Here is a 23,970-nt window from a genome sequence, read left to right as displayed (position 1 = left end):
GGACAAAAATCCGAATAGACGCCCGAAATCAGGCTGACGGGTGGGGGCAGCGGCGTTACGGTGCCGCATGTTGTTCGACCTGCCTGACACGGCCACGCTTTATCAAGCGCTCTTGCAGCGCGATCCTGCCTTTGACGGCCGCGCCTATGTCGGGGTGTCGTCGACCGGCGTGTTTTGCCGGCTGACCTGCCCGGCACGCAAGCCGCGGCCGGAGAACTGCACGTTCTACTCAAGTGTCGGCGAATGCATCCAGGCCGGGTTCAGGGCCTGCAAGCGATGCCATCCAATGCCGCCGGCCGCCGAAGCCGATCCCGCCGTCAAGACGTTGCTGGCAGCGCTTGCCGAGCGCAAGGGACATCGCTGGAGCGAACCCGACATCGTCCGTTTGGGCCTTGATCCATCCACCGTGCGCCGCGCCTTCAACCGGCACTTCGGCATGACATTCCTCGAAATGGCGCGGCTCGAGCGGTTGCGCAATGCACATGTCGCGCTGGCCGGCGGCGGCAAGGTGATCGAGGCGCAAATCGATGCCGGTTTCGGCTCGGCAAATGCGTTTCGCGACACCTTCTCCAAGCTGATGGGCAAGCCTCCGGGCAGTTTTGCCGCCGATGCGCTGATCAGAGCCGATTACATCGATACGCCGCTCGGAGCGATGATTGCGCTGTGTGACCGGACCCATCTGCATCTGCTGGAGTTCGCCGACCGCAAGGCGCTGCCGGCCGAATTGCACCGGATGCACCAGGTCTTCAAGGACCGGATCGGGTTTGGCCGCCACGCTCCGCTGGACCTTCTCGAAGCCGAACTCGACGCCTATTTCTCCGGTCGCAACGGACAATTCAGCGTTCCCCTCGCGTTTCACGGCAGCGATTTCACCAAAACCGTCTGGCATGCGCTGGTGGAGATCCCGGCCGGACAAACAAGAAGCTACGGCAGGATTGCCCGCGACATCGGACGGCCTTCGGCTGTCAGGGCGGTGGCGCGGGCCAATGGCGCCAACCAGATTGCGCTTCTGGTACCATGCCACCGCGTTCTTGGCGCCGACGGCTCGCTGACCGGCTATGGCGGCGGGCTGTGGCGCAAGCAGAAGCTGATCGAGATTGAACGGCAGTACGGCTGAGCGACCGACCAATGTCAGCAACGCCAAGTTCGTGCTAACCTCCGCTGCGTCATAGTTTTTTTGGGGGGCTTGAGAGGCATGGCAGCGATTGCGGCATCACCGTGCGGCCGACCAGATTGCCAGGCAATTGCCCGGCTGGGCCTTCTGGGATGCCTTCTCCTGCTTGCGGCCGGCTGCACGTCCGGCAAACCGGGAACAACCAACCGCTCCTATAGTCTTTACGCGGAAACCCGGTCCGGATTTGCACGGAGCGTCCATTCAAGGGCACCTCGCAACGGACGCGCCTTCGGTCTGGTCGAGATCACCTTTCATCCGGACTACAGGCTTGCCGGCGCAAACTCCGGCTGCCGGGCCAAAGTCCGGGATGTCGGCCTTGAGCTGGTCATCACCTTGCCGAAATGGCGTGACGGGAAACCGGTTTCGAGCTCGATCCGGCACCGCTGGGCACGGTTTGAGCGAACTGTCCGCCGGCATGAAATGCGCCATGTCCGGATTGCGAAAGCCTATGCAGCCAGAATGCGCAAATCCATTACGGCTCTTCAATCCGGAACCGGCTGCAACGATCTGGCCCGCCGCATCAAGCAACGCATCACCCGGATCAAGGCCCAGCACCTGCGCGCCCAGAAGCGGTTTGACGCACGCGACAACAGGCGCCTGAAGACATTGTTGTAGAACGACAAACCGGATTCCAGTCACAGTCCGAGCGTCTCCTGAGCACGCGCAAGCAAGTTGCATCCAGGGCCACAAATACCCCTAAAATTGCAGTGCGAGTTTTAGCGATTGCTTTTAAACATGTCATTAACTTTTCAGAAACGCATAAATGAGAAAAAACTTATCTAACTGGCGCATGACGCGTCGATCCTGACCACCCCACAATCCTTGTATCCGGCTTCCACGCGGCTGAATCCCGTGCGGATCATAAGGCGAGTTGTATTCTGTAGGGACTTACCCAATGAGCTTCACCAGCATTGTCGGCTCTGACGATAAAAACATCATCCTGGCACTGAAAAAGTCACTCGCCGTCATCGAATTCGACCTGTCCGGGAACATCCTCGATGCCAACGAAAACTTCTGCCAGGCACTCGGTTACGAGTTGTCGGAGATCAAGGGCAAGCATCACCGGATCTTCGTCGATCCAAGGGAAGCAGCCACACCGGCTTATGCGGAGTTCTGGAAAAAGCTGGGCCGGGGTACGTTCGACAAGGCGCAGTACAAGCGCCTGACCAAGACCGGCGATGAGATCTGGATCGAGGCCAGCTACAATCCGGTGTACCGTGGGGGCAAGCCCTACAAGGTGGTCAAGTTCGCCAGCGACGTCACTGCACAGAAACTCAAGGCGGCGGACGACCGCGGCAAGATCGACGCTATTTCCCGTGCGCAGGCAATGATCGAATTCAATCTCGACGGCACAATCATCACCGCCAACGAGAACTTTCTCACAACGCTCGGCTACAGCCTTTCGGAGATAAAGGGCAAGCATCACAGGATGTTCTGTGAACCGTCCTACACCGAGAGCGCTGAATATGCCGAATTCTGGCGGAAGCTCAATTCCGGGGAGTTCTTCTCCAGTGAGTACCTGCGTCTCGGAGAGGGCGGAAACCATGTCCATATCCAGGCCTCGTACAATCCGATCTTCGACGCGGATGGCAAGGTTTTCAAGGTCGTCAAGTTTGCCACCGATGTGACCGAACGGGTCAACAATGTCGCTTCACTCTCGGAGGGTCTCGAATGCATGGCGGATGGCGACCTGACCGTCCAGATCACACAGCCATTCCAGCCGGCACTGGAACCCTTGCGGATCAATTACAACAAGGCCAACAAGGGGCTTTGCGACGCCATGCATTCGGTATCCGAAAACGCCAGGATGATCTCCAATGGCTCGGAAGAAATCCGCGCGTCTGCGGATGATCTGGCCAAGCGGACAGAGAACCAGGCGGCCTCCGTCGAGGAGACGGCAGCAGCGCTCGAGGAAATCACAAAGACCGTCGCCGCATCGAGCCAGCGCGCAGAGGAAGCCGGAGAACTCGTTTCCAAGACGAAGAAGGACGCGGAAACGTCCGGCAAAGTCGTCGACAAGGCTGTGGTTGCCATGGCCGAGATCGAAAACTCTTCCAAGGCGATCACCAACATCATCAATGTTATCGACGACATTGCCTTTCAGACCAATCTGCTTGCCCTGAATGCAGGTGTTGAAGCCGCCAGGGCGGGGGAAGCCGGGCGTGGCTTTGCGGTTGTCGCCCAGGAAGTGCGCGAGCTTGCGCAGCGCACAGCAACCGCGGCAAAGGAAATCAAGGATCTGATCACCGCCTCGGGCGAGCAAGTCAATTCCGGGGTTTCGCTGGTTGGCCAGACCGGCGAGGCTCTCGCCAACATTGTCGAGCAGGTCAAGCAGATCAACGCCAATGTCGAGGCGATTGTCACCGGATCACGCGAACAGTCGACCGGGCTGAACGAGATCAACACCGCCGTCAACGCCATGGATCAGGGCACACAGCAGAACGCCGCGATGGTAGAGCAGTCGACTGCAGCAAGCCATGGCCTGGCGCAGGAGGCTGCATCGCTGTTCCAGTTGCTCTCAAAATTCCGGCTTGATGCAGGGGCTGCGCATGCCCCATCCGGAACCGCCAACCACGGAGGCGCCTCGCCTGCCCACAAGGCGGCAAAAACATCACCAGCACGCCAGCGGCCCGCCTTTGACGGCAACGCCGCGGTCGACATCTCTGACTGGGAAGAGTTTTAGGACCGGCCTGCCCCCTCACACACGGGCCAAAGCATGACAAAGGCCTCCGGATTGCAGTCCCGGAGGCCTTTCTTGCGTCACGACGACGGCCCCGGCCCGATCTGCCAAGCAGCAGCAAAGTTTCACCTCATGGCCAATTGATCATTGAGGCGGATTAATCAATGCGGGCACGGTGGCAGCTTGACCCATGTCAACGGCCGCGCCAGAGATGGATGGTATGAAAGCCCAAGCAACGGGATTTCCACATGCCACCTTCCAAATCAGATATCGAATCGATCGTCAAAACAGCAGACAGCGGCCCATCGCTTTGGCGCTGGGCGAGATGGGGACTGGTGCTGGTTGTTGCCATGACCGGGCTATGGTTCTGGTGGAGTTCCGATTCCCGGCAAAACCTGCCGGTCTATATCACCGAGGCGGTCGAACGGGGCGACATCGTCGTCCAGGTGACGGCGACAGGCACGGTCGAGCCAACCAACCAGGTGGAAATATCGAGCGAGCTTTCCGGAACCGTGCGGTCGGTGGAAGCCGACTTCAATGACCTGGTCAAGAAGGGCCAGATCCTGGCGCGGCTCGATACCGACAAGCTTGAAGCCAATGTCGAACTCAGCCAGGCGTCGCTGACGGCAGCCCAGGCCCGCCTGGCCGAAGCAACCGCAACGCTGAATGAAACCAAGGCCAATTATGACCGGGCGGTGCTGCTTGAACAAAAGCACGTCACAACGCTCGAGGGCTTGCTCAAGGCCAAAGCCGCCTATGACCGCGCCAAGGCTGCGCTCAAGAGCGCGGAAGCCGACATTCGCGTGGCCGAGGCCAACCTGAAGATCAACCAGGCCAATCTCGACAAGGCCTGCATCTGCTCGTCCATCGATGGCGTCGTGCTCGACCGGAATGTCGAGGTCGGACAGATCGTGGCCTCGTCATTGCAGGCGCCGGTGCTGTTCACGCTGGCGGCTGACCTGACCAGCATGCAGTTGCAAGTCGACATCGACGAGGCGGACATCGGCAAGGTCAAGGTTGGTGACGAGGCCGTATTCTCGGTGGAGGCCTATCAGGGCCGCACCTTCCCGGCTGCGATTTCCGAATTGCGGTACGCGCCGAAAACCGTCGATGGCGTGGTCACCTACGAGGCGATCCTGTCGATCGACAATTCCGACATGTTGCTGCGTCCCGGGATGACGGCGACCGCAGACATCACGGTTGCCGAAATCAAGGACACACTGACAATTTCCAACGCGGCGCTGCGGTTCGCACCGCCGGTCGAGGAAACGGACAATGGCGGAACCGGCCTGCTGGGCATGCTGTTCAAGAATGCACCGCGGGCACCGGCCGCGACACCGAAAACCGACAGCGACGGCCGCCGCCAGATCTGGATCCTGAAGGACGGTGAAGCCACAGCCGTCGATATCCTGCCCGGCGAGACGGACGGGTCGAAGACCGAAGTCCGCGAGGGAGACCTGAGCGAGGGCGATCTGGTGATTACCGATCAGACAACCGAATGACGGACGCGCCGACTGCCGCCATCGAAACGCCTGACGAGATGCCGCTGATCCGGCTTCGCGGAATCACCAAGATCTACGGAACCGGGGATGCGGAAGTCTGGGCTTTGCGCGGCATCGACATGGATATCCGCGGCGGCGAGTTCGTCGCCATCATGGGGCCGAGCGGCTCGGGCAAGTCGACCGCCATGAACATACTGGGTTTCCTGGACAAGCCGACGGGCGGCACCTATCTCTTCGGCGGCGCCGAGGTGGATCATCTCGGGCGTGACCAGCTGGCGCTGCTGCGCCGGAATTTTCTCGGCTTTGTCTTCCAGGGCTACAATCTTCTGGCCCGCACATCGGCGATCGACAATGTCGAGCTGCCGCTGATCTATCAGGGCATGGCCCGGACCAAGCGGCGCCAGCTGGCGCGCGAGGCGCTTGCCAAGGTCGGGTTGAAGGGGCGCGAGGACCATGCCCCCTCCCAGCTTTCGGGCGGGCAGCAACAGCGCGTGGCAATCGCACGCGCCATCGTCACCAACCCCGACGTGATCCTGGCCGATGAACCGACGGGAAACCTCGACACCGCCCGCAGCCGGGAAATCATGGATTTGCTGACCAACCTCAACCGCAAGGACGGCATCACCATCCTGATGGTCACCCATGAGCCTGACATGGCGGAATATGCCGACCGGCTGATCCATTTCCTCGATGGACGCATCGAGACCGATTCCAGCAACACCAGGGAGGCCGTCGATGCTCTATGAAGCGGTCCGCCTGGCGCTGCAGGCGATATTGAGAAACGCATTCCGGTCTTTCCTCACGGTTCTGGGGATCGTCATCGGCGTTGCCGCGGTGATTGCCATGGTCACGGTCGGACAGGGGTCCACCGAGCAGGTGCAGGCCGATGTGTCGACGCTGGGTACCAATTTGCTGATGGTCCGTCCGGGGCAGCCCTCGCAAGGTCCGGGCTCCGGTGTGGGCGGCTCCGCGGCCGGGCTGACGCTGAAGGATGTCGAAGCCATCGAGCAGCAGATCCCCAGCGTTGCGGTTGCGACCCCGAGCAATTCGCGGTCGATGACGGCGATTTTCGGCAATGTGAACTACACCACCACCGTGACCGGGACCGACAACCGCTTTCTCGTAGCCCGCGACTGGGCGCTTGCCAGTGGAAGGTCGTTTTACGAGAGCGAGCTGCGGACCGGGTCCTCGGCCTGCATTCTGGGCAATACGGTACGCGAGAAACTGTTCGGCAACGGCGATCCGATCGGCGCCAATATCCGGCTCAAGCAGATCTCCTGCCGGGTCATCGGCACGCTTGCGGTCAAGGGCGCGTCCAGCTTCGGCACCGATCAGGACGACATCGTGCTGATTCCGATCCGGGCGTTCATGCGGCGCATTTCCGGCAACCAGGATGTCTCGATGATCTACGCCTCGATCAAGGAAGGCATTTCCACCGACAAGGGAAAAGCCGATATCGAAAGCCTGATGCGCGAACGGCGGCGGATTGGCCCGTTCGAGGATGACGATTTCAATGTCTTCGACATGAAGCAGATCAGCTCGATGCTGACCGGGATCACCAGCGTGCTGACCGGCCTGCTTTCGGCCGTTGCGGCTGTCAGCCTGCTCGTCGGCGGTATCGGCATCATGAACATCATGCTGGTCTCAGTGACCGAGCGGACGCGGGAAATCGGCATCCGGCTGGCAGTCGGCGCGACCGAGCGGCAGGTGCTCCTGCAGTTTCTGGTCGAAGCCACCGTGCTGTCGCTGATCGGCGGACTGATCGGCATCCTGCTGGGGCTGGCCCTGGGCCTGCTCGGCGCACACTTGCTGTCGGTGCCGTTTTCTCCCTCGGCAAGCCTGGTGCTGGCGGCCTTCGTCTTCTCCGCCCTGGTGGGGATCGTGTTCGGCTACTTCCCCGCCCGCCGGGCTGCGCGGATGGACCCGATCGAGGCGCTGCGGCACCAGTAGGCACTCAAGTGTGCTGCGGCGGCCAAGCCACCGCACCGTAAGCTACGCCTTCTTTTCCCAGCGCCGATCCGGTGTCTGCTGCCAGTAGGTCAGGGCATGTCCGCCCGCCTTCAGGGTTTTCCACTGCGCCCGGGCGGCGTCGAGCTGGCTCTGGTCATGGCCGTCAAACATCATCACCAGCCGTTCGACGCCCTCAAGTTCCGGAACATCCGCGCCATCGGCAACGAAGCGGACGGTCGAGCCATTGGAGGCTTCGCCGGAAAGCGTCAGCAGCACCGGCTGACGTTCGGCGTGGGGAGCTTCCGCCCCGCCATGCGGCAGGAAACTGTCCTCGCGAAAGGTCCACAGATGCGAATCGAGCGCTGCACAGCGTTCCTCGCTGCTCAGGTGCACGGACACCCGCCATCCGCGCTCGAGGCTTTTCTCAAGCAGCGGCGGCAGTGCGTCTTCCAGCCTGGATTCCGTCAGATGATAGAATAGCACCTCGGCCATGAGCCGCCCTAGCCCTCGTAGTTGGCGCGCACCAACTCATCGAGAAGCCGGACACCGAAGCCCGACGCCCAGGACTGGTTGATGTCGGTGGAAGGCGAGCCCATCGCGGTGCCGGCGATGTCGAGATGCGCCCAGGGCGTCTCGCCAACGAAGCGCTTGAGGAACTGCGCCGCGGTGATCGATCCGGCGTAGCGGCCGCCGGTGTTCTTCATGTCGGCGAACTTGGAATCGATCATCTTGTCGTAAGCCGGATCGAGCGGCATGCGCCAGACCCGCTCCTGGGTCACCTCGCCCGCCTTGCTGAGGGCTTCCGACAGCTTGTCGTCATTGGAAAACAGGCCGGCATGGTGCTGGCCGAGCGCCACCATCACGGCGCCGGTCAGCGTTGCCAAGTTGATCATGATCTCCGGCTTGAAGCGGTCCTGGCAATAGGTCAGCGCATCGCAGAGCACCAGGCGGCCTTCGGCATCGGTGTTGATGATCTCGATGGTTTGCCCCGACATCGAACGGACGATGTCGCCGGGGCGCTGGGCGGCGCCATCGGGCATGTTCTCGACCAGGCCGATGATGCCGATGGCATTGACCTTGGCCTTGCGGGCGGCGAGCGTGTGCATCAGGCCGGTGACGGCTGCGGCTCCGCCCATGTCGCCCTTCATGTCTTCCATGCCGGCTGCGGGCTTGATCGAAATGCCGCCGGTGTCGAACACAACGCCCTTGCCAACGAAGGCAAGCGGCTTGTCCTTCGGCTTGCCGCCCTGCCATTTCATGATCGCCATGCGCGGCGGGCGCACCGATCCGAGGGAAACGCCGAGCAGCGCCTCCATCTTGAGTTTCTTCATTTCCTTCTCGGTGAGAATTTCGACTTCCATGCCGAGGGCTTCGAGGTCCTTGGCGCGGGCGGCGAACTCGACCGGCCCAAGCACATTGGCCGGCTCGTTGACCAGATCGCGGGCCAGCTTCACGCCATCGGCAACGGCCTGACGGCTGGCAAACGCCTTCTTGCAGCCCGCTGCGTCCTCGTGCTGGAAGACGACGGAGATTTTGCGCGAGCCGTTCTCGTCATCGTCGCTCTTCTTGGTCTTGTAGAGATCAAAGGAATAGGCGCGCATCAGCAGGCCGAGCGCCATGTCGGCGGCAGCCTCGGGTGTCCCTGTGTCGCCAAGCAGCACGGTCACCTTTCCGGCCTTGCGGATGAGTGTGAACATCTTGCCGCCGACCCGCATCCACTCATGCGCGGTGAGCTTGACCGGATCCCCTGCCCCGACCAGCGCTATGCGGTCGGCCGGCGCATCAACGGGCGCAATGATGTCGGTGGTTGAAAACAGCTTGCCGGTGAAGCCCGAGACCTTGACCGCCTTGTCGAGCTGGCCGGCCGGATCCACACTGCGCGCGGCGGCGGACACCGGTTCGGTCAGGGAACCAAGAGCGACAACCAGTCCTCCAGTTGTTTTTGCTGTTTTGGAAAAACTGATTTCAATGCTCATCGACATGACGGCTCCAATGGATTCGGGTAATTTGTGTGGTGGGCGATCTTCGCGTTTTCGCCGAAGAAGGCAAGAGCGGACGGCCGGAACAGCCAGCAAATGCCTGTTTGGCCAAGACGAACCGGATTTGCGTCGAAAATTGGGCGCTTTCCGGCCGCAGTTTGCCATTGCCGGCAGAAAGTGCGCCCGATAGCACAAACCGGCATTGCAATTGCGAGACTCCGCCGCAATAAACCGTTAACCGCGTTTGTTTGCCACACATTATCCAATTTGCGATTTGATAAGGCCGGTGCATGGTTGGACTGGTCGAACCGGGACACTAACGTGCCGAACGAATCACGATTCTGCTCGGCCTGCTCCGGAAAGGCGCAATGAAGCAGATTGAACGTTACATATTCCGCCGCATGGCCATGCTGACCTTCTGGTCACTGTCTGCGGTCACCTTGCTTGTGATGACCACGCAGGTGCTTGTTCGTGTCAATGTGCTGACCACGACCGGACAGGCCTTTGGCGCGTTTGCACTGCTGGCGGCGACGCTGATTCCCTCGGTGCTGTCGATCGTGGCACCGTTTGCGTTGCTGATCGGCGTGAGCCAGGTTCTCTCGAGCATGAACTCGGACAGCGAGCTGGTGGTTATCGAAGCCGCCGGGGTTCCGCCTGCGACCGTGCTCAAGCCGGTGCTGCTGCTTTCGGCATCGATCTCGCTGATGGTGCTCGTGGTGAGCAATTTCGTCGAGCCCTGGTCGAACAACAAGCTCTATGATGTTCTCGCGCAGGCGCAATCAGACCTGTTTTCGGTCGCCGTGCGGTCCGGAACCTTCATGAAACTCGAGGACGGGCTCTACGTTCAGGTCAATGAAAAGCTCGCCGGCGGGCAGCTGGGCGGCATCTTCCTCTCCGACAGCCGCGCCGAAGACAACGAGACGATCTATTATGCGCGCAGCGGCGTCATACGGAAATCGGAAGAGACCGACACCAACATTCTCTACCTGGTCGACGGTGAGTTGCAGCAGCGCGACCTTTCCAACGACCGGATATCGATCGTGACGTTTTCTTCCTATGCGCTGGACATGGCGGCCTTCGTGCCGGCCGGCAGCTCGGCGGCACGCAGGCCCAGTGAACAACCGACCTCCTACCTGCTCAATCCCGACCCGGACGACTATTACCTGACGTCGGCCAAGAACCTGATGACCCAGGAACTGGTAAAGCGGTTTTCGGGGTGGATGTACCCGCTGGCTTTTGGCCTGGTGGCGTTTTCCTTCCTCGGCAAGGCGCGTTCGAACCGGCATGAACAGGTCCAGAACGGGGCACTTGTTGCCGCCATCGCCCTGGGAAGCCGTGGGTTCGGCTTCTACAGCAACGAGGCTGCCGGCATCAGTGCGACCATGGAAATCCTGTCCTACGCGGTCCCGGCCTTCATTATCGTGGTGTTCGGTTTCCTGACCCTCACCGGCCGGACACTGACCATTCCGAAGAGCTGGGCGCAACTGAACGACCGGCTGGTGGACACAGTGTCTGCATGGTCCGACCGGATTCAGGGCGGACGCGGCAAGCCGGGTGAAGGACAGTCTACATGATTGCCCCCTTCTCCACCCTGTCGCGCTATTTCTTCCGCCGGTATGTCTCGACTTTCCTGACCTATTGCCTCGGACTGCTGCTGGTGATCCTGCTGGTGGATTTCAACGAAACCAGCCGGCGGCTTTCGCGGGCCGAGGACTATTCCGTGGCTCTGGGGCTGTTCATCTCGGCCTTGCGCCTGCCCACCGTGCTGCAGCTGATCATCCCCTTTGTCGTTCTGGTGGCTTCGATTGCCACCCTCATGCAGCTCAACCGCAAGTACGAACTGGTGGTGACGCGGGCGGCGGGCATTTCGGCATGGCAGTTTCTGGCGCCGCTGATCGTTGCAAACCTTCTGATCGGGGCCCTGTCGGTCACCGCGCTGAACACACTTGCGGCCAAGGCAATGCTGAAGGCAGAGGATATCGTGGTCGAGCGCAATCTGGGCAGCCAGAGCCCGACAAATGTCGCGCCCTGGCTGCGGCAGCGCACCGAAGAAGGCGACACGGTCCTGGGTGCCCGCGCAAGCTCGGAGGGCGGCACCAAACTGTCTGGTGCGACCTTCTTCCTGTTTGACAAGGACCAGCGGATCAAGGAACGTCTGGAAGCAGAAAACGCGGTGCTCGGAGACGGAGTCTGGCAACTGACGAATGTGAAGAAAATTCGCGGATCGCAGCCGGTCGAGTTTCTGGAATCTGTAACCGTTCCGACCAGTTTGAAAGCCGAATTCGTTGGCGAATCATTGGCTTCACCGGAGACCGTGCCGTTTTTCGAGCTGCGTGGGAAAATTGCAACGGCCAAGTCATTCGGCCTTCCGGCGACCAGTTACGAGATGCAATTCCACCGTTTGCTGGCTCTTCCGGCCCTTTTGGCGGCGATGACGCTGATAGCGGCAATGGTGTCGCTGAAATTTGTTCGCTTTGGCCAGTCTTTAACGGTCATCCTGGGTGGAATCCTGGCGGGCTTCGTGCTTTATGTCGTCTCCGAGTTGATCCAGGCGTTCGCGAATGCCGGAACCATTCCGCCTGTCGTGGCGGCCTGGCTTCCTGTATTGGTCGCCTCGGCATTGGGGACAACAGTGCTTCTCCACAAGGAGGATGGATAGTGGCGGGTGTGCGCCGGTCGAGAGTTGATGCGTTTGCTGGCGTCCTGTGCGCCGGCGTGGCCCTCTGCACCATTTTTTCCTTTGCTGCGCCCCAGGCCGCGGCACAAATCGTTGCGCCCGGCGGTGTCAGCATTGCCGAAGACGCAAAGATGCTGCTGGCAGCCGACGAGCTGATCTACAACAATGATACGGGCGTGGTCATCGCAAGCGGTGGCGTGCAGATCGATTACGGCAATTACAAGCTGGTTGCCGACCGCGTCGAGTACGATCAGAACTCCGGCCGGGTACAGGCTTTCGGTTCGGTCGAGATGGTCGAGCCAAGCGGCAACCGGATCTACGCCGACAATCTCGACGTGACCGACGATTTCGCCGACGGCTTTGTCAATGCGCTGAGAATCGAGACGCCCGACAATACCCGCATTGCCGCGGAAAGTGCCGAGCGCGGCGGCGGACAGACGTCGTTCAACAATGGTATCTACACCGCCTGCGAGGCATGCGAGGAAAACCCCGAGCGGGCGCCCTTCTGGCAGGTCAAAGCCAAGCGGGTGATCCAGAACGGCGAGACCAAGACAATCCGCCTGGAACAGGCAACGTTCGAACTGTTCGGCATGCCAATCGCCTACCTGCCCTTCCTCGAGCTTCCGGATTATGATTCCAAGCGCAAGAGCGGCTTCCTGACGCCCAGCTATGTGACCTCCGAGAATCTCGGCACCGGAGTGGCCGTGCCCTATTACTGGGCAATATCGCCCTACATGGACGCGACCTTCACCGGCACCGGCTACAGCAATCAGGGCTTTCTTGGCGAAGTCGAGTTCCGGCAGAATTTTGCCAATGGCGAACACACCCTGCGCATGGCAGGCATTTCGCAGCTCCAGCCCGGCGATTTCGATGCAGGCACTTCGGACGCGCTGGTGACCAGACGCGGCATGATTGCCTCTAAGGGGCAGTACCGCATCAACCCGCGCTGGACATTCGGCTGGGACGGCATGCTGCAGACCGACAACAATTTCGCCCGGACCTACGGCATTGCCGGCTATTCGGACAGCACCGTCAAATCCGAAATGTATCTGACAGGCCTGTCCAACCGCAGCCATTTCGACCTGCGCGCCTACCAGTTTGACATTCAGGACGCCGACGAAAACAACCTCGCTGAAAAGCAGCAGGCCGCGGTTCATCCGTCGCTTGACTACAAGCGCACCTTCTCTGACCCGGTTGCAGGCGGCGAACTTTCGTTCAACGTCAACGGCTATTCGCTGTCGCGGAGTGAAGACGACTTCACCGTGCGCGCCGGTTCCGTTGCGACAGACCCGCTGAATGCCGACCGCTACAAGGGGTTTGCCGGCACCAATTCCCGCCTGAGCACCGAGCTTGAGTGGAAACGGACCTTCACGACAACGAACGGCCTGCGCCTGACGCCCATCCTGGCCGCGCGCGGCGATGTGAATTCAGTCAACGTGGACACCCTGCCAACCGACTATAACGGCAGCTTCGCCGGCAACGGATCGCATACACGCGGCATGGTGACCGCAGGGCTTGAAACCAGCTATCCGGTTCTGGTGACCGCGGCTGGCTCCAGCCATGTGATCGAACCCATTGCACAGGTGTTTGTCCGTCCTGACGAACAGATGGCCGGCGGCATTCCGAACGAAGATGCGCAGAGCTTCGTGTTCGACACGACGTCGCTGTTCGAGCGTGACAAGTTTTCAGGCTTCGACAGGACCGAAGGCGGAACCCGGGCCAATGTCGGCTTCCGCTATACCGGTAGCTTTGACAACGGCCTTCAGACGCAGGCCGCGTTCGGGCAGTCCTATCATCTGGCCGGTCTCAACTCGTTCGCCACACCGGATCTTTCCCAGGCAACGCGCAATGCAGGCCTCGAAGACCGCGTCTCGGATTTCGTCGGCATGGGAGGCTTTTCCTTCAACGGCTTCTCGCTGGCCGCGTCAGCCCGTTTCGACAAGGATGATTTCCGCGCCGAGCGCACCGATGTCCGCGCTGCCTACAGCAAGGACCGGATCAGCACCTCGATGACCTACACCGAAATCAAGGCGCCGCGGCCATTTGTTGCCGGTGACGAGGACCGCAGGGAAGTGACCGGCTATGCGTCGCTCAAGGTTCACGATTACTGGCGCGTCGCAGCCTCTGCCAGCTACGACCTGGTAGACCGGAAATTCAACACGAACGCTTTCGGCCTGCTTTACGAGGACGAGTGCTTTGCGTTTGCCCTCGCCTATGAAAACACGCGGGACGATAGCAGTACCAATGCCCGTGACTGGAAGGTCGGCGCCCGCTTGAGCTTCCGCACACTTGGCGGCTTGGGCGCTGGCGGCGTTGACAGCCCGTTGTTGCAACCAAGTTTCTAGGCAATGCGAAGCCGTGCAGGCAAACCCTGCCGGTTACGCCTCGTTTTCGCCGCATGCGATGGGCATTTACCTGTGACTGCGGATTTGCAAGACTGCTGCCATCACCTGTGACCGGACAAAAGGACTAGAAAGCATGAACTTTCCCGCGATCTTTCGCCTTACCGGGCTGCTGCTAACGGTCGCTCTCGCGCTGCCGCTTCTCGTTGCGCCAGCGACTACGGCGCGTGCAGCAAGCGAAATCAAGATCATCGTCAACAGCCAGGCGATCACAAGTGTCGACATCGCCCGCCGGGTTGCGTTTCTCAAACTGCAGCGCACGGGTGGAAATCTCGGCAAGAAGGCACGCGAACAGCTGGTCGAGGAAGCCCTGAAGATGCAGGAAGCGGCGCGGATCCGCGTGCTTGTCTCCGATGCGCAGGTTGATGCTTCCTATCAGCGGTTTGCAGCCTCCAACAACATGTCGACCAAGCAACTTACCCAGGTGCTCAACCAGGCCGGGGTGACACCCAAGCATTTCAAGGCCTTCATCCGGGTCCAGATGAGCTGGCCGCGGGTCGTGTCCGCAATCAGCGGCGGCGGCGGCATGTCCACCCAGGACCTGGTATCGAAAATGCTCGAACGGGGTGACGACAAGCCGTCGACCACGGAATACATCCTGCAGCAGGTCGTCTTCGTGGTGCCGGCCAGCAAGCGCTCGAAGTCCGTGCTGAACGCCCGCAAGCGCGAGGCTGACCAGCTGCGCGCCCGCATCCAGGGCTGTGACAGTTCCGCATCGATGATCAAGGGCTTGCGCGACGTATCGCTGCGTCAGCTTGGCCGCATCATGCAGCCGCAATTGCCGGCCGACTGGAAACCGCTGATCGAAAGAGCCAGCGCCGGCGGAGCGACAACCGCGCGCATTACCGAGCGCGGTGTCGAGTTCATCGTGATCTGCTCGGCAAAGACCGTATCGGACGACAAGGCCGCAGAACTGATGTTCCGTGCCGAGAGTGACCAGTCGGGTGAATCCGAGGAAGCCAAGAAGTATCTCGCCGAACTGCGCAAGCGCGCCGTTATTGCGAACAAGTAAGGATCTTCCTGACATGACCGGGAACCGCCGCGCGCTGGCCTTGAGCATGGGCGATCCCGCCGGAATAGGCCCGGACCTGGCGCTGGCCGCCTGGACAAACCGGGCCGAACTCGAGCTTCCTGCCTTCCTCATCATCGGCGATCTTGCGATGCTCGCCGAGCGGGCGGAGCTGCTTGGCCTGGATGTCCCGCTTGTCGAGACCTCCCCCGAGGATGCGGTGGCGAAATTCGGCATCGCCCTGCCCGTCCTTCCGGTGGCGCTTGCCAAGCCCGTGATTGCCGGCACGCCGGATCCTGCCAACGCCGAAGCGGTCATCGAGGCGATCCGGCTTGCAGTGGAGCTGACCACAGCCTCGAGAACCCGCGCCGTGGTGACCAATCCAATCGCAAAGTCGGTGCTTTATGCGTCCGGCTTCGGATTTCCCGGGCATACCGAGTATCTCGCGCATCTTGCAAGCGAAACAGCAGGACATCCCGTGATGCCGGTGATGCTGCTTGCCGGGCCGGACCTGCGTGTGGCGCCGGTGACCATCCATATCCCGCTCAGGCAGGTTGCCGAGGCGCTGACCACGCAGATGATCGTGGAAACGGCAGGGATCGTTGCACGGGATCTCGCGTCCCGCTTTGGCCTGAAAGCGCCGCGTATCGCCATTTCCGGTCTCAATCCCCATGCCGGCGAAGACGGTGCGCTGGGCAGCGAGGACGCCGACATCATCGTGCCGGCGATTGCCGAGCTGCAAGCGGCCGGAATCCAGGCATTCGGACCGCTTCCCGCCGACACCATGTTTCACGCCGAGGCACGGGAAAACTATGATGCAGCGATATGCATGTATCATGACCAGGCGCTGATCCCGGCCAAGACGCTTGGCTTCCACGATTCGGTCAATGCGACCCTCGGCCTGCCCTTTATCCGCACGTCACCGGATCATGGCACCGCGTTTTCGCTGGCAGGCAAAGGCGAAGCACGCTTCGACAGCCTGGTGGCGGCGATCAAGCTCGCGGCGAAGATGGCGAACACGGAAGCCGAAACCAAGATCCTTCACGCATTGAGCAGGGTATAATGGCCTCGACACCTGATGGCTTGCCGCCGCTGCGCGACATTGTCGCCACCTACGGGCTGGCGCCGAAAAAGGCGCTAGGGCAGAATTTCCTGTTCGACCTGAACCTGACGGCCAAGATCGCCCGTTCTGCGGGCCCGCTCGAAGGCTTTACCGTGTTTGAAGTCGGCCCCGGCCCTGGTGGCCTGACACGGGCCTTGCTGGCGCAGGGCGCCGCGCGTGTGGTGGCAATCGAAACCGATCCGCGCTGCCTGCCTGCCCTTGCCGAGATCTCGGATCACTATCCCGGACGGCTCGAGGTCGTCGAGGGGGATGCGCTGAAGACCGATCTGGCGGCGCTGGCCGGTGGCGCGCCAGCAAAGATCGTCGCCAACCTGCCCTACAATGTCGGAACCCAATTGCTGATCAACTGGCTGACCGCAGACGTGGACAACCCGTTCTGGAGCTCGATGACGCTGATGTTCCAGAAGGAAGTCGGACAGCGGATCGTCGCAGCCCCCGGATCGAACCATTATGGCCGCCTCGGTGTGCTGGCCGGATGGCTGGCGCACAGCGAGATCCTGTTTGACGTGCCGCCACAGGCTTTCACGCCGCCGCCAAAGGTGACCTCGAGCGTTGTGCAACTGGAGCCGCTGGCAGAGCGCCTGCCCTGCGACCTCGCCAGGCTCGAGCGCGTTACCCATGCCGCTTTCGGCCAGCGCCGCAAGATGCTCAGACAGAGCCTGAAACCGCTGGGTGGGGAAAGCTTGCTGGACCGGGTCGGGATCGAGCCCACGCGCCGCGCAGAGACGCTCAGCGTCGAAGAGTTCTGCGCACTGGCACGGGCACTCTAGAGCGCGAACTCAGCCTTCAAGCAGTTCACTGACGAAATCGAATAGACCCGGACGGCGATCGCGGCGCAGACGTTCGGCGTTGACGATGGAGCGTACGGCCGAATAGGCCCGGTCAAGATCGTCATTGACGACAACGTAATCATACTCGCGCCAGTGCTCGATCTCCGAGCGTGCATTGGCAAGCCGCTGCTCGATCACCTCGTCGGCATCCTCGGCCCGGCGGTGAAGCCGGGCGCGCAGTTCTTCCATCGACGGCGGCAGGATGAAGATCGACACCACATCGGCGCTCATCTTTTCCTGCAATTGCTGCGCACCCTGCCAATCGATGTCGAACAGCATGTCACGGCCTTCGGCCATCGCCACCTCGGCGGCTTCGCGCGGCGTTCCGTAGCAATTGCCATGGACTTCGGCCCATTCAATAAGCTCTTCGGAATCGCGCATGCGCTCGAAATCCCGCCTTGACTTGAAATGGTAGTGAACTCCCTCGATCTCGCTGCCGCGGCGTGGACGCGTGGTCACGCTGACCGACAGGCTGAGGCCGGGATCATGTTCAAGAAGATTGCGGGCAATGGTCGATTTTCCGGCACCCGAGGGGGAGGAAATCACCAGCATGAGGCCGCGCCGCTTGATGCGGGCCGAGGGAAGATGGGCGGGCGGCTGGCTCATCGCTACTCCAGATTCTGAACTTGTTCGCGAAACTGGTCTATAAGGACCTTCAAATCAAGCCCGATCGCCGTGACCGAGGCTGCATTTGATTTCGAACATATGGTGTTGGTTTCCCGGTTGAATTCCTGGGCCAGGAAATCGAGCCTGCGGCCTACCGCAGCCTCGCCGCCGATCAGCGCCTTCGCCGCATCGACATGGGCCTTGAGCCGGTCTATCTCCTCACGCAAATCCGCCTTGGTGGCAAGCAGCGCGGCTTCCATGTGCAGCCGGTCGCGATCAAGGCCTGCACCGGTATCCATCAGGCTCGCCACCTGCTCGGCAAGCCGGGCCCGGATGGCCTCGGGCGAACGTGACGGATCGGCCTCGACCGCCCGGGTCAGCGCGCCGATACGGTCAACCTGCTCGCTGAGCACGCCGGCCAGGGCAGCGCCTTCCGACAGCCGCATGGCCTTGAGATCCTCAAGCGCGCTCATGAAACCTGAAAGCACGGCCTGATTGCGCTCCTGCCGGGTTTCATCGGACAGTTCGGGATCGCGGAATTCAAGCACGCCCTTGATATTGAGAATGCCGTCGAGCGCCGGCTTGCGGGCATCAATTCTATCTTCCAGCTTGTTGACGAGCTCGATCACGGCATCAAGTGCCGTTTCATTGACCACCGCTTCCACCGCGGTACTGGGAACGCTGGTTGAAAGCGAGACCTGCAGATTGCCGCGTGTCATGGCCGCGGCGACGGCCTTCCGGATCGGTTGTTCAAGCGCCTCGAACCCCTGCGGCAGCCGCAGCCGCACATCGAGATTCTTGCCGTTGACCGAGCGGAGTTCCCATACGAAGCGGAAGCCTGACACTTCGCCCTCATGGCGTGCGAACCCCGTCATCGACTGGATAGCCATGCCTGCTGCCCCCCTTTATGCACCCGACCATAGCCCGTTGAGGCTGTGGCACTCAATCGTCCTGCGTTTTCGCCTCGTCTTCCGCCGCCTTTTCCGCAGCCAAAGCCTTTTCGCGTTCGGCCTCGAACCTGCGCCAGCGTGCAACATTGGAATTGTGCTCGCTCAGCGTTTCGGCAAATGCATGCCCGCCGGTGCCGTCGGCAACGAAGTAGAGATCGTTGGTGCGCGACGGATTGGCAACGGCCTCCATCGCCTCACGCCCCGGATTGGCAATCGGCGTCGGCGGCAAGCCGTCGATCAGATAGGTGTTGTAATCGGTCGGCTTGTCGATATCGGACTTGTAGATGGGACGATCCGACGGTTTGCCGGCGCCGCCGAACAAGCCATAGATGATCGTCGGGTCCGACTGCAGCCGCATGCCCTTCCTGAGCCGGTTGATGAAGACACCGGCGACACGCGGACGCTCGTCGGCGCGCGCGGTTTCCTTCTCGACGATGGAGGCGAGAATGACCAGGTCTTCCGGCGTTTCTAGCGGCAGGTCCGGCGCCCGGCGGGCCCAGATCTGTTCCAGCGCCCGCGTCTGCGCCTTTGCCATCTGCTCGAGGATTTCCGCGCGGGTGGTGCCACGGGAGAATTTGTAGGTCTCGGGCAGAAGAGCGCCTTCGGGCGGCATTTCCGCAGGCAGGTCTCCCTGCAGCATCTCGTCGGCGCGCAACCGGTCGAACACCTGCTGTACGGTCTGGCCTTCGGGCACGGTGAAGGAATGCAGGATGGATTTGCCCGACTGCATCAGCTCGACGATTTCGAGCATAGAGGACCCTGCCTTGATCTCGTACTCGCCGGCCTTGAGCGTGTCATCGCCGAGCACGCCCTTGGCGCCGATCGAGAAAATGCGCTGATTGGTAATGATGCCCTGACGTTCCAGCCCGGCGGCAATCTGGTTGAGGCCGGCGCCTTCGCGCACCATGAAGTCCGTGGTCTGGTCGAGCGGTCCGCGGCCTTCAAACTCGGTCTTGCCGTACCAGAAGATTCCGATCCCGACGATGGCCACGAAAATGATCAGCGAGAGAATGAAGTTGAGGAACACCACAACCTGGTTGCGGGCGCGGCGCGACCGCTTTGGCGGGGGCGGCGCCTTCTCCGGCTTCAATGCCTGCGATGGCGAGACCGGTACGATCGGCCCGGACGGTGCATTGCCATTGTCGCCAGCGCGGCCAAAAATGCCCTTGCCTTGATTATTGCGGTCGTTCACGAGGTCAATCTCCGCAGGAATTGTAACAGGGTCAGAGCCCGATGCATTGTTCTTGCCGCTCAATGTGGCGAAATGCCGGATCGAGAAGTTGGCTTCTCAATCCGGCCGAGATGTCATTGGCTCTGATAACGCTTCAGGACAAGCGACGCGTTGGTGCCGCCAAAACCGAAGGAATTGGACACGGCCACATCGACACGCCGTTTGCGCGCCACCTTGGGAACGAGGTCGATCTTTGTCTCGACTTCGGGATTGTCCAGGTTGAGCGTAGGCGGAGCGACATTGTCGCGGATGGCGAGCGCCGAAAAGACGGCTTCCATCGCACCGGCCGCGCCAAGCAGATGACCGATCGACGACTTGGTCGATGACATCGAAATCCCCGAGGCCGCATCTCCGACCAGACGCTCGACGGCGCCCAGTTCGATGGTGTCGGCCATGGTGGAAGTGCCATGGGCGTTGATGTAGTCGATTTCGGCGGGCGTGATGCCGGCGCGCTTGAGCGCCATTTGCATGCAGCGGTAGGCGCCATCACCGTCTTCGGACGGCGCGGTGATGTGATAGGCGTCGCCCGACAGGCCGTAGCCAACCACTTCGGCGATGATGTTGGCACCGCGCGCCAGCGCGTGATCGAGTTCTTCGAGAACCACGGTCGCAGCCCCCTCGCCCATGACGAAACCGTCGCGGTCGCGGTCATAGGGGCGCGAGGCCTTTTCCGGGGTATCGTTGTAGGCGGTGGACAGCGCCTTGCAGGCGGCAAAACCAGCCAGGCCAATCCGGCAGATTGCGGCTTCCGCACCACCGGCGACCATGACGTCGGCATCGCCTAGCGCGATCAGCCGGGCCGCATCGCCAATGGCGTGTGCACCGGTCGAGCACGCCGTCACCACAGCGTGGTTGGGGCCGCGCAATCCGTGACGGATCGAGATCTGGCCCGAAATCAGGTTGATCAGGCGGCCGGGAATGAAGAACGGCGAAACCCGGCGCGGGCCCTTGTCGCGCAAGGTGTAGCCAGCCTCGACGATGCCTTCCAGCCCGCCAACGCCCGAGCCCATCATCACGCCCGTGGCGATCTGATCTTCCCGTGTCTGAGGGTTCCAGCCGGCGTCCTTGAGCGCCATATCGGCAGCCGCGACACCAAACAGGATGAATTTGTCGACCTTGCGCTGTTCCTTGGGCTCCATCCAGTCATCCGGATTGAAGGCTCCTTCCACTGACGTATCAGTGGGAACCGAACAGGCAATCTGGGCAGCTATGTCGCTGACGTCGAAAGCGGTGACGCGTGAGGCACCGTTCTGGCCACCGATCAGGCGAGACCAAGTAATCTCGGTACCGCAACCGAGCGGAGAAACCACACCTGTGCCGGTAATGACAACTCTGCGCATCTTCTCAAGTCCCAGTCATGTCAGAATGCAAATAAACCGGCGCAGGTGCTGCGCCGGTCCGGACGACGGATTGAGATCCGCCGGTCAACTGAAGTCCGATCAGGCCTGAGCCGAAGAGATGAACTTGACTGCATCACCAACGGTCAGGATGGTGTCGGCAGCATCATCGGGGATTTCAACGCCGAATTCTTCTTCGAACGCCATCACCAGTTCGACTGTATCGAGCGAATCCGCACCGAGATCGTCAATGAAGCTTGCGCCTTCGTTCACTTTATCAGCGTCAACGCCCAGATGTTCGATGACAATTTTCTTTACGCGGTCTGCGATGTCGCTCATGTCGGATTCCTCGACCTGTTTCACATTGTTGTTGCGCCTCGTTACCTGCGCAAGCATGGGTAATCAAGCTCGTTGCGTGTTTTTATGCGCTATGCGCGGGTCCGTCAAAGCCGAAGCTGTGGATTTCAGCATTTTCAGCCTCAAAAGCACGCACGCACCGCGCTTGCAGCGGGGGCGAAGTACCATGGTTTGGCAATCGGGCAAAGCCGGAAAATGTGCTTCAACCGTGATTCCCGCCAGCATGGTGAACCCGGCGGCGGTGCCAGGCCCCGCGCCGCGATGGATCAAACCATCAGCATTCCGCCGTTCACGTGGATGGTCTGGCCTGTCACATAGGAGGCTTCGTTGGACGCCAGCCAGGTGACGGCAGAGGCGATTTCCGCGCCCGATCCCATGCGGCGCATCGGAATGGCGCCCATGATCGCCTCTTTCTGCTTGTCATTGAGCTTTTCGGTCATGGCGCTCTCGATGAAGCCGGGGGCGACGCAATTGACGGTGACGTTGCGCGGCGCGATCTCCTGGGCCAGGCTCTTGGAAAAGCCGATCATGCCTGCCTTGGCGGCGCAGTAATTGGCCTGCCCCGGATTGCCGGCAACGCCAACGACCGAAGTGATGTTGATGATGCGGCCGTTGCGGCGCTTCATCATCGGATGGGCCAGTTCGCGGGTCAGGCGAAACACGGCGGTCAGATTGACTTCGAGAACCTGATCCCAGGCATCGTCGCTCATGCGCACGAACAGCCCGTCCTTGGTGATTCCGGCATTGTTGACCAGGATATCCACCCCTTCGAGCCGCTCTTCCGCTGCCTTGCCCAGCGCCGAGACGGCGTCGCGGTCGGAAAGGTCGGCGGGAAACGTCATGACCCGGTCGCCAAGATCGGCGGCCAGCGCATCAAGCCGTTCGACGCGGGTGCCGTGAAGACCAACGGTTGCGCCCTGGCTGTGAAGCTGGCGGGCGATGGCTTCGCCGATTCCACCGGATGCACCGGTCACGAGTGCCTTGCGGCCTGTCAGATCGAACATGGAAAGTCCTTTCGGGAGTCTTCTTCAGTTTGAGCCTGAAACCAGGCCGTCATGATTTGGTGGCCAGATTTGGCAGCCGGACCGGATTAGGCGCTGATTGCGGCCAGAAACGGATCGATATCGTCGGGCCCGGACACATTAAGCCCCGTCAGCGACCGGTCAATGCGGCGGGCGAGCCCGGTCAGGACCTTGCCTGCGCCAATTTCAGCCAGCGTGTCGACACCGTTTGCGGCGAACCAGGCAACCGTCTCGCGCCAGCGGACCTGGCCGGTGACCTGCTCGACCAGCAATTCGGCGATCTCGTCGGGATCGGAGACCGGCGCGGCACGAACATTGGCGATGACAGGCACCACCGGGGCGGATTTGGTCACGCCGGCCAAGGCCTCGCGCATGGCGTCGGCGGCGGGCTGCATCAGGCTTGAATGGAAGGGCGCGGAGACAGGCAGCATCAGCGCGCGCTTGGCGCCCCTTTCGGTCGCAGCAGCAGCAGCCGCCTCGACCGCAGGCTTGAGGCCGGAAATCACCAGCTGGCCGCCGCCATTGTCATTGGCGATCTGGACTGCGCCGAGCGCACGGGCTTCGGCGCAGGCAGCCTCGACATCGTCGTTTTCCAGTCCGATGATGGCAGCCATTGCCCCCTCGCCTGCAGGAACCGCAGCCTGCATGGCATTGCCGCGAATGCGCAGCAGACGCGCCGTGTCGGATATCGAGAACATTCCTGCCGCACACAATGCCGAATATTCGCCGAGCGAATGGCCGGCGACATAGCTTGCGGTCTTTGCAAGGTCGAGACCGCGCGCCTCAAGCACCCGGATCAGCGCCATGGAGACCGCCATCAGCGCCGGCTGGGCGTTGGCGGTCAGGGTCAGCGTGTCTTCGGGGCCTTCAAAAATCACCGCCGAGAGCTTTTCGCCAAGCGCCGCATCGACCTCGTCAAAGACGGCCCTTGCTTCAGGATAGGCTGCGGCAAGATCCTTGCCCATGCCAACGGCCTGACTGCCCTGCCCCGGAAAAGTGAATGCTATGGCCATGTTGCGGCTCCGATCATTGGTGTCCTGTTGGCGCTTCAATTCACATTCGCAACGCCGGTGTCAAGTTTACGCCCTGTCGCGAATTCAGGCTACCGGCTGGCCAGCATGGCCCGATCCGGCCAAAACCG

At 61.4% G+C, this 23,970-nt stretch carries 21 protein-coding genes; 12 read left to right on the top strand and 9 right to left on the bottom strand.

The window, feature by feature from the left end; translation table 11 throughout:
• Positions 1-67 precede the first annotated feature (67 nt).
• The 6 genes from WNY80_RS13075 to WNY80_RS13050 all read left to right on the top strand — a co-directional run bounded on the left by WNY80_RS13075 (position 68) and on the right by WNY80_RS13050 (position 7,306).
• The gene (locus WNY80_RS13075; RefSeq protein WP_342887818.1) at positions 68-1,117 is read left to right on the top strand and encodes a trifunctional transcriptional activator/DNA repair protein Ada/methylated-DNA--[protein]-cysteine S-methyltransferase; all 1,050 of its coding nucleotides are present in this window, start codon (positions 68-70) and stop codon (positions 1,115-1,117) included.
• A gap of 78 nt (positions 1,118-1,195) precedes the next feature.
• Positions 1,196-1,789: a DUF922 domain-containing protein gene (locus tag WNY80_RS13070; protein ID WP_342887817.1), complete on the top strand. Its 594-nt coding sequence runs from the start codon at positions 1,196-1,198 to the stop codon at positions 1,787-1,789.
• Positions 1,790-2,069: 280 nt separating this feature from the next.
• Complete coding sequence (locus WNY80_RS13065) at positions 2,070-3,857, top strand: PAS domain-containing methyl-accepting chemotaxis protein (protein ID WP_342887816.1); 1,788 nt, start codon at positions 2,070-2,072, stop codon at positions 3,855-3,857.
• A 245-nt stretch (positions 3,858-4,102) separates the two neighbouring features.
• Entirely contained in the window at positions 4,103-5,356 is a 1,254-nt protein-coding gene (locus WNY80_RS13060; RefSeq protein ID WP_342887815.1) for an efflux RND transporter periplasmic adaptor subunit, read from the top strand.
• A 38-nt stretch (positions 5,357-5,394) separates the two neighbouring features.
• Positions 5,395-6,102 (top strand): ABC transporter ATP-binding protein, encoded by a 708-nt coding sequence (locus WNY80_RS13055; protein WP_342887999.1) that lies wholly within the window; start codon positions 5,395-5,397, stop codon positions 6,100-6,102.
• On the top strand, positions 6,092-7,306 hold the full coding sequence (locus WNY80_RS13050; RefSeq protein WP_342887814.1) for an ABC transporter permease: 1,215 nt from the start codon (positions 6,092-6,094) through the stop codon (positions 7,304-7,306). Before WNY80_RS13055 ends, WNY80_RS13050 begins: the two co-directional genes overlap by 11 nt.
• A 42-nt stretch (positions 7,307-7,348) precedes the next feature.
• Here WNY80_RS13050 and WNY80_RS13045 read toward each other — a convergent pair whose 3' ends face one another.
• Positions 7,349-7,798 (bottom strand): DNA polymerase III subunit chi, encoded by a 450-nt coding sequence (locus WNY80_RS13045; RefSeq protein WP_342887813.1) that lies wholly within the window; start codon positions 7,796-7,798, stop codon positions 7,349-7,351.
• Between the two features lie 8 nt (positions 7,799-7,806).
• A complete protein-coding gene (locus WNY80_RS13040) occupies positions 7,807-9,288 on the bottom strand; it encodes a leucyl aminopeptidase (protein WP_342887812.1) in 1,482 nt (493 codons plus the stop codon).
• A gap of 365 nt (positions 9,289-9,653) precedes the next feature.
• Between WNY80_RS13040 and WNY80_RS13035 the strand changes: the two genes are divergently transcribed.
• The 6 genes from WNY80_RS13035 (at position 9,654) to rsmA (ending at position 17,266) form a co-directional block, all read left to right on the top strand.
• Positions 9,654-10,859, top strand: coding sequence for an LptF/LptG family permease (locus WNY80_RS13035; protein ID WP_342887811.1), 1,206 nt, complete (start codon positions 9,654-9,656; stop codon positions 10,857-10,859).
• Positions 10,856-11,944 carry an LPS export ABC transporter permease LptG gene (gene lptG / locus WNY80_RS13030; protein WP_342887810.1) on the top strand — a complete coding sequence of 363 codons (1,089 nt, stop codon included), beginning with the start codon at positions 10,856-10,858 and terminating at the stop codon, positions 11,942-11,944. Before WNY80_RS13035 ends, lptG begins: the two co-directional genes overlap by 4 nt.
• Positions 11,944-14,307 (top strand): LPS-assembly protein LptD, encoded by a 2,364-nt coding sequence (locus WNY80_RS13025; protein ID WP_342887809.1) that lies wholly within the window; start codon positions 11,944-11,946, stop codon positions 14,305-14,307. The genes lptG and WNY80_RS13025 overlap by 1 nt, the downstream gene beginning before the upstream one ends.
• Positions 14,308-14,440: 133 nt before the next feature.
• Positions 14,441-15,376 (top strand): SurA N-terminal domain-containing protein, encoded by a 936-nt coding sequence (locus tag WNY80_RS13020; protein WP_342887808.1) that lies wholly within the window; start codon positions 14,441-14,443, stop codon positions 15,374-15,376.
• A 13-nt stretch (positions 15,377-15,389) separates the two neighbouring features.
• Positions 15,390-16,436: a 4-hydroxythreonine-4-phosphate dehydrogenase PdxA gene (pdxA, locus tag WNY80_RS13015; RefSeq protein WP_342887807.1), complete on the top strand. Its 1,047-nt coding sequence runs from the start codon at positions 15,390-15,392 to the stop codon at positions 16,434-16,436.
• Positions 16,436-17,266 carry a 16S rRNA (adenine(1518)-N(6)/adenine(1519)-N(6))-dimethyltransferase RsmA gene (rsmA, locus tag WNY80_RS13010; protein WP_342887806.1) on the top strand — a complete coding sequence of 277 codons (831 nt, stop codon included), beginning with the start codon at positions 16,436-16,438 and terminating at the stop codon, positions 17,264-17,266. The genes pdxA and rsmA overlap by 1 nt, the downstream gene beginning before the upstream one ends.
• A gap of 9 nt (positions 17,267-17,275) precedes the next feature.
• Here the strand turns inward: rsmA and gmk are convergent, their stop codons facing one another.
• From gmk to fabD, 7 genes are all read right to left on the bottom strand, one after another.
• Positions 17,276-17,932, bottom strand: coding sequence for a guanylate kinase (gene gmk / locus WNY80_RS13005; protein ID WP_342887805.1), 657 nt, complete (start codon positions 17,930-17,932; stop codon positions 17,276-17,278).
• A gap of 2 nt (positions 17,933-17,934) precedes the next feature.
• Positions 17,935-18,822 carry a YicC/YloC family endoribonuclease gene (locus tag WNY80_RS13000; RefSeq protein WP_342887804.1) on the bottom strand — a complete coding sequence of 296 codons (888 nt, stop codon included), beginning with the start codon at positions 18,820-18,822 and terminating at the stop codon, positions 17,935-17,937.
• A 52-nt stretch (positions 18,823-18,874) separates the two neighbouring features.
• Positions 18,875-20,044, bottom strand: coding sequence for an endolytic transglycosylase MltG (gene mltG / locus WNY80_RS12995; RefSeq protein ID WP_342887998.1), 1,170 nt, complete (start codon positions 20,042-20,044; stop codon positions 18,875-18,877).
• 143 nt (positions 20,045-20,187) lie between these two features.
• Positions 20,188-21,453 carry a beta-ketoacyl-ACP synthase II gene (gene fabF, locus WNY80_RS12990; RefSeq protein WP_342887803.1) on the bottom strand — a complete coding sequence of 422 codons (1,266 nt, stop codon included), beginning with the start codon at positions 21,451-21,453 and terminating at the stop codon, positions 20,188-20,190.
• A gap of 99 nt (positions 21,454-21,552) precedes the next feature.
• Positions 21,553-21,789: an acyl carrier protein gene (locus tag WNY80_RS12985; protein ID WP_269385776.1), complete on the bottom strand. Its 237-nt coding sequence runs from the start codon at positions 21,787-21,789 to the stop codon at positions 21,553-21,555.
• 284 nt (positions 21,790-22,073) lie between these two features.
• Positions 22,074-22,811, bottom strand: a complete 738-nt coding sequence (fabG, locus tag WNY80_RS12980) for a 3-oxoacyl-[acyl-carrier-protein] reductase (RefSeq protein ID WP_342887802.1) — start codon at positions 22,809-22,811, stop codon at positions 22,074-22,076.
• 86 nt (positions 22,812-22,897) lie between these two features.
• Positions 22,898-23,842, bottom strand: a complete 945-nt coding sequence (fabD, locus tag WNY80_RS12975; protein WP_342887801.1) for an ACP S-malonyltransferase — start codon at positions 23,840-23,842, stop codon at positions 22,898-22,900.
• Positions 23,843-23,970 lie beyond the last annotated feature (128 nt).

The organism is Hoeflea sp. AS16, from assembly GCF_038900095.1.
Classification (GTDB): Bacteria; Pseudomonadota; Alphaproteobacteria; order Rhizobiales; family Rhizobiaceae; genus Hoeflea.
This window is presented reverse-complemented; position numbering and strand designations above follow the sequence as displayed.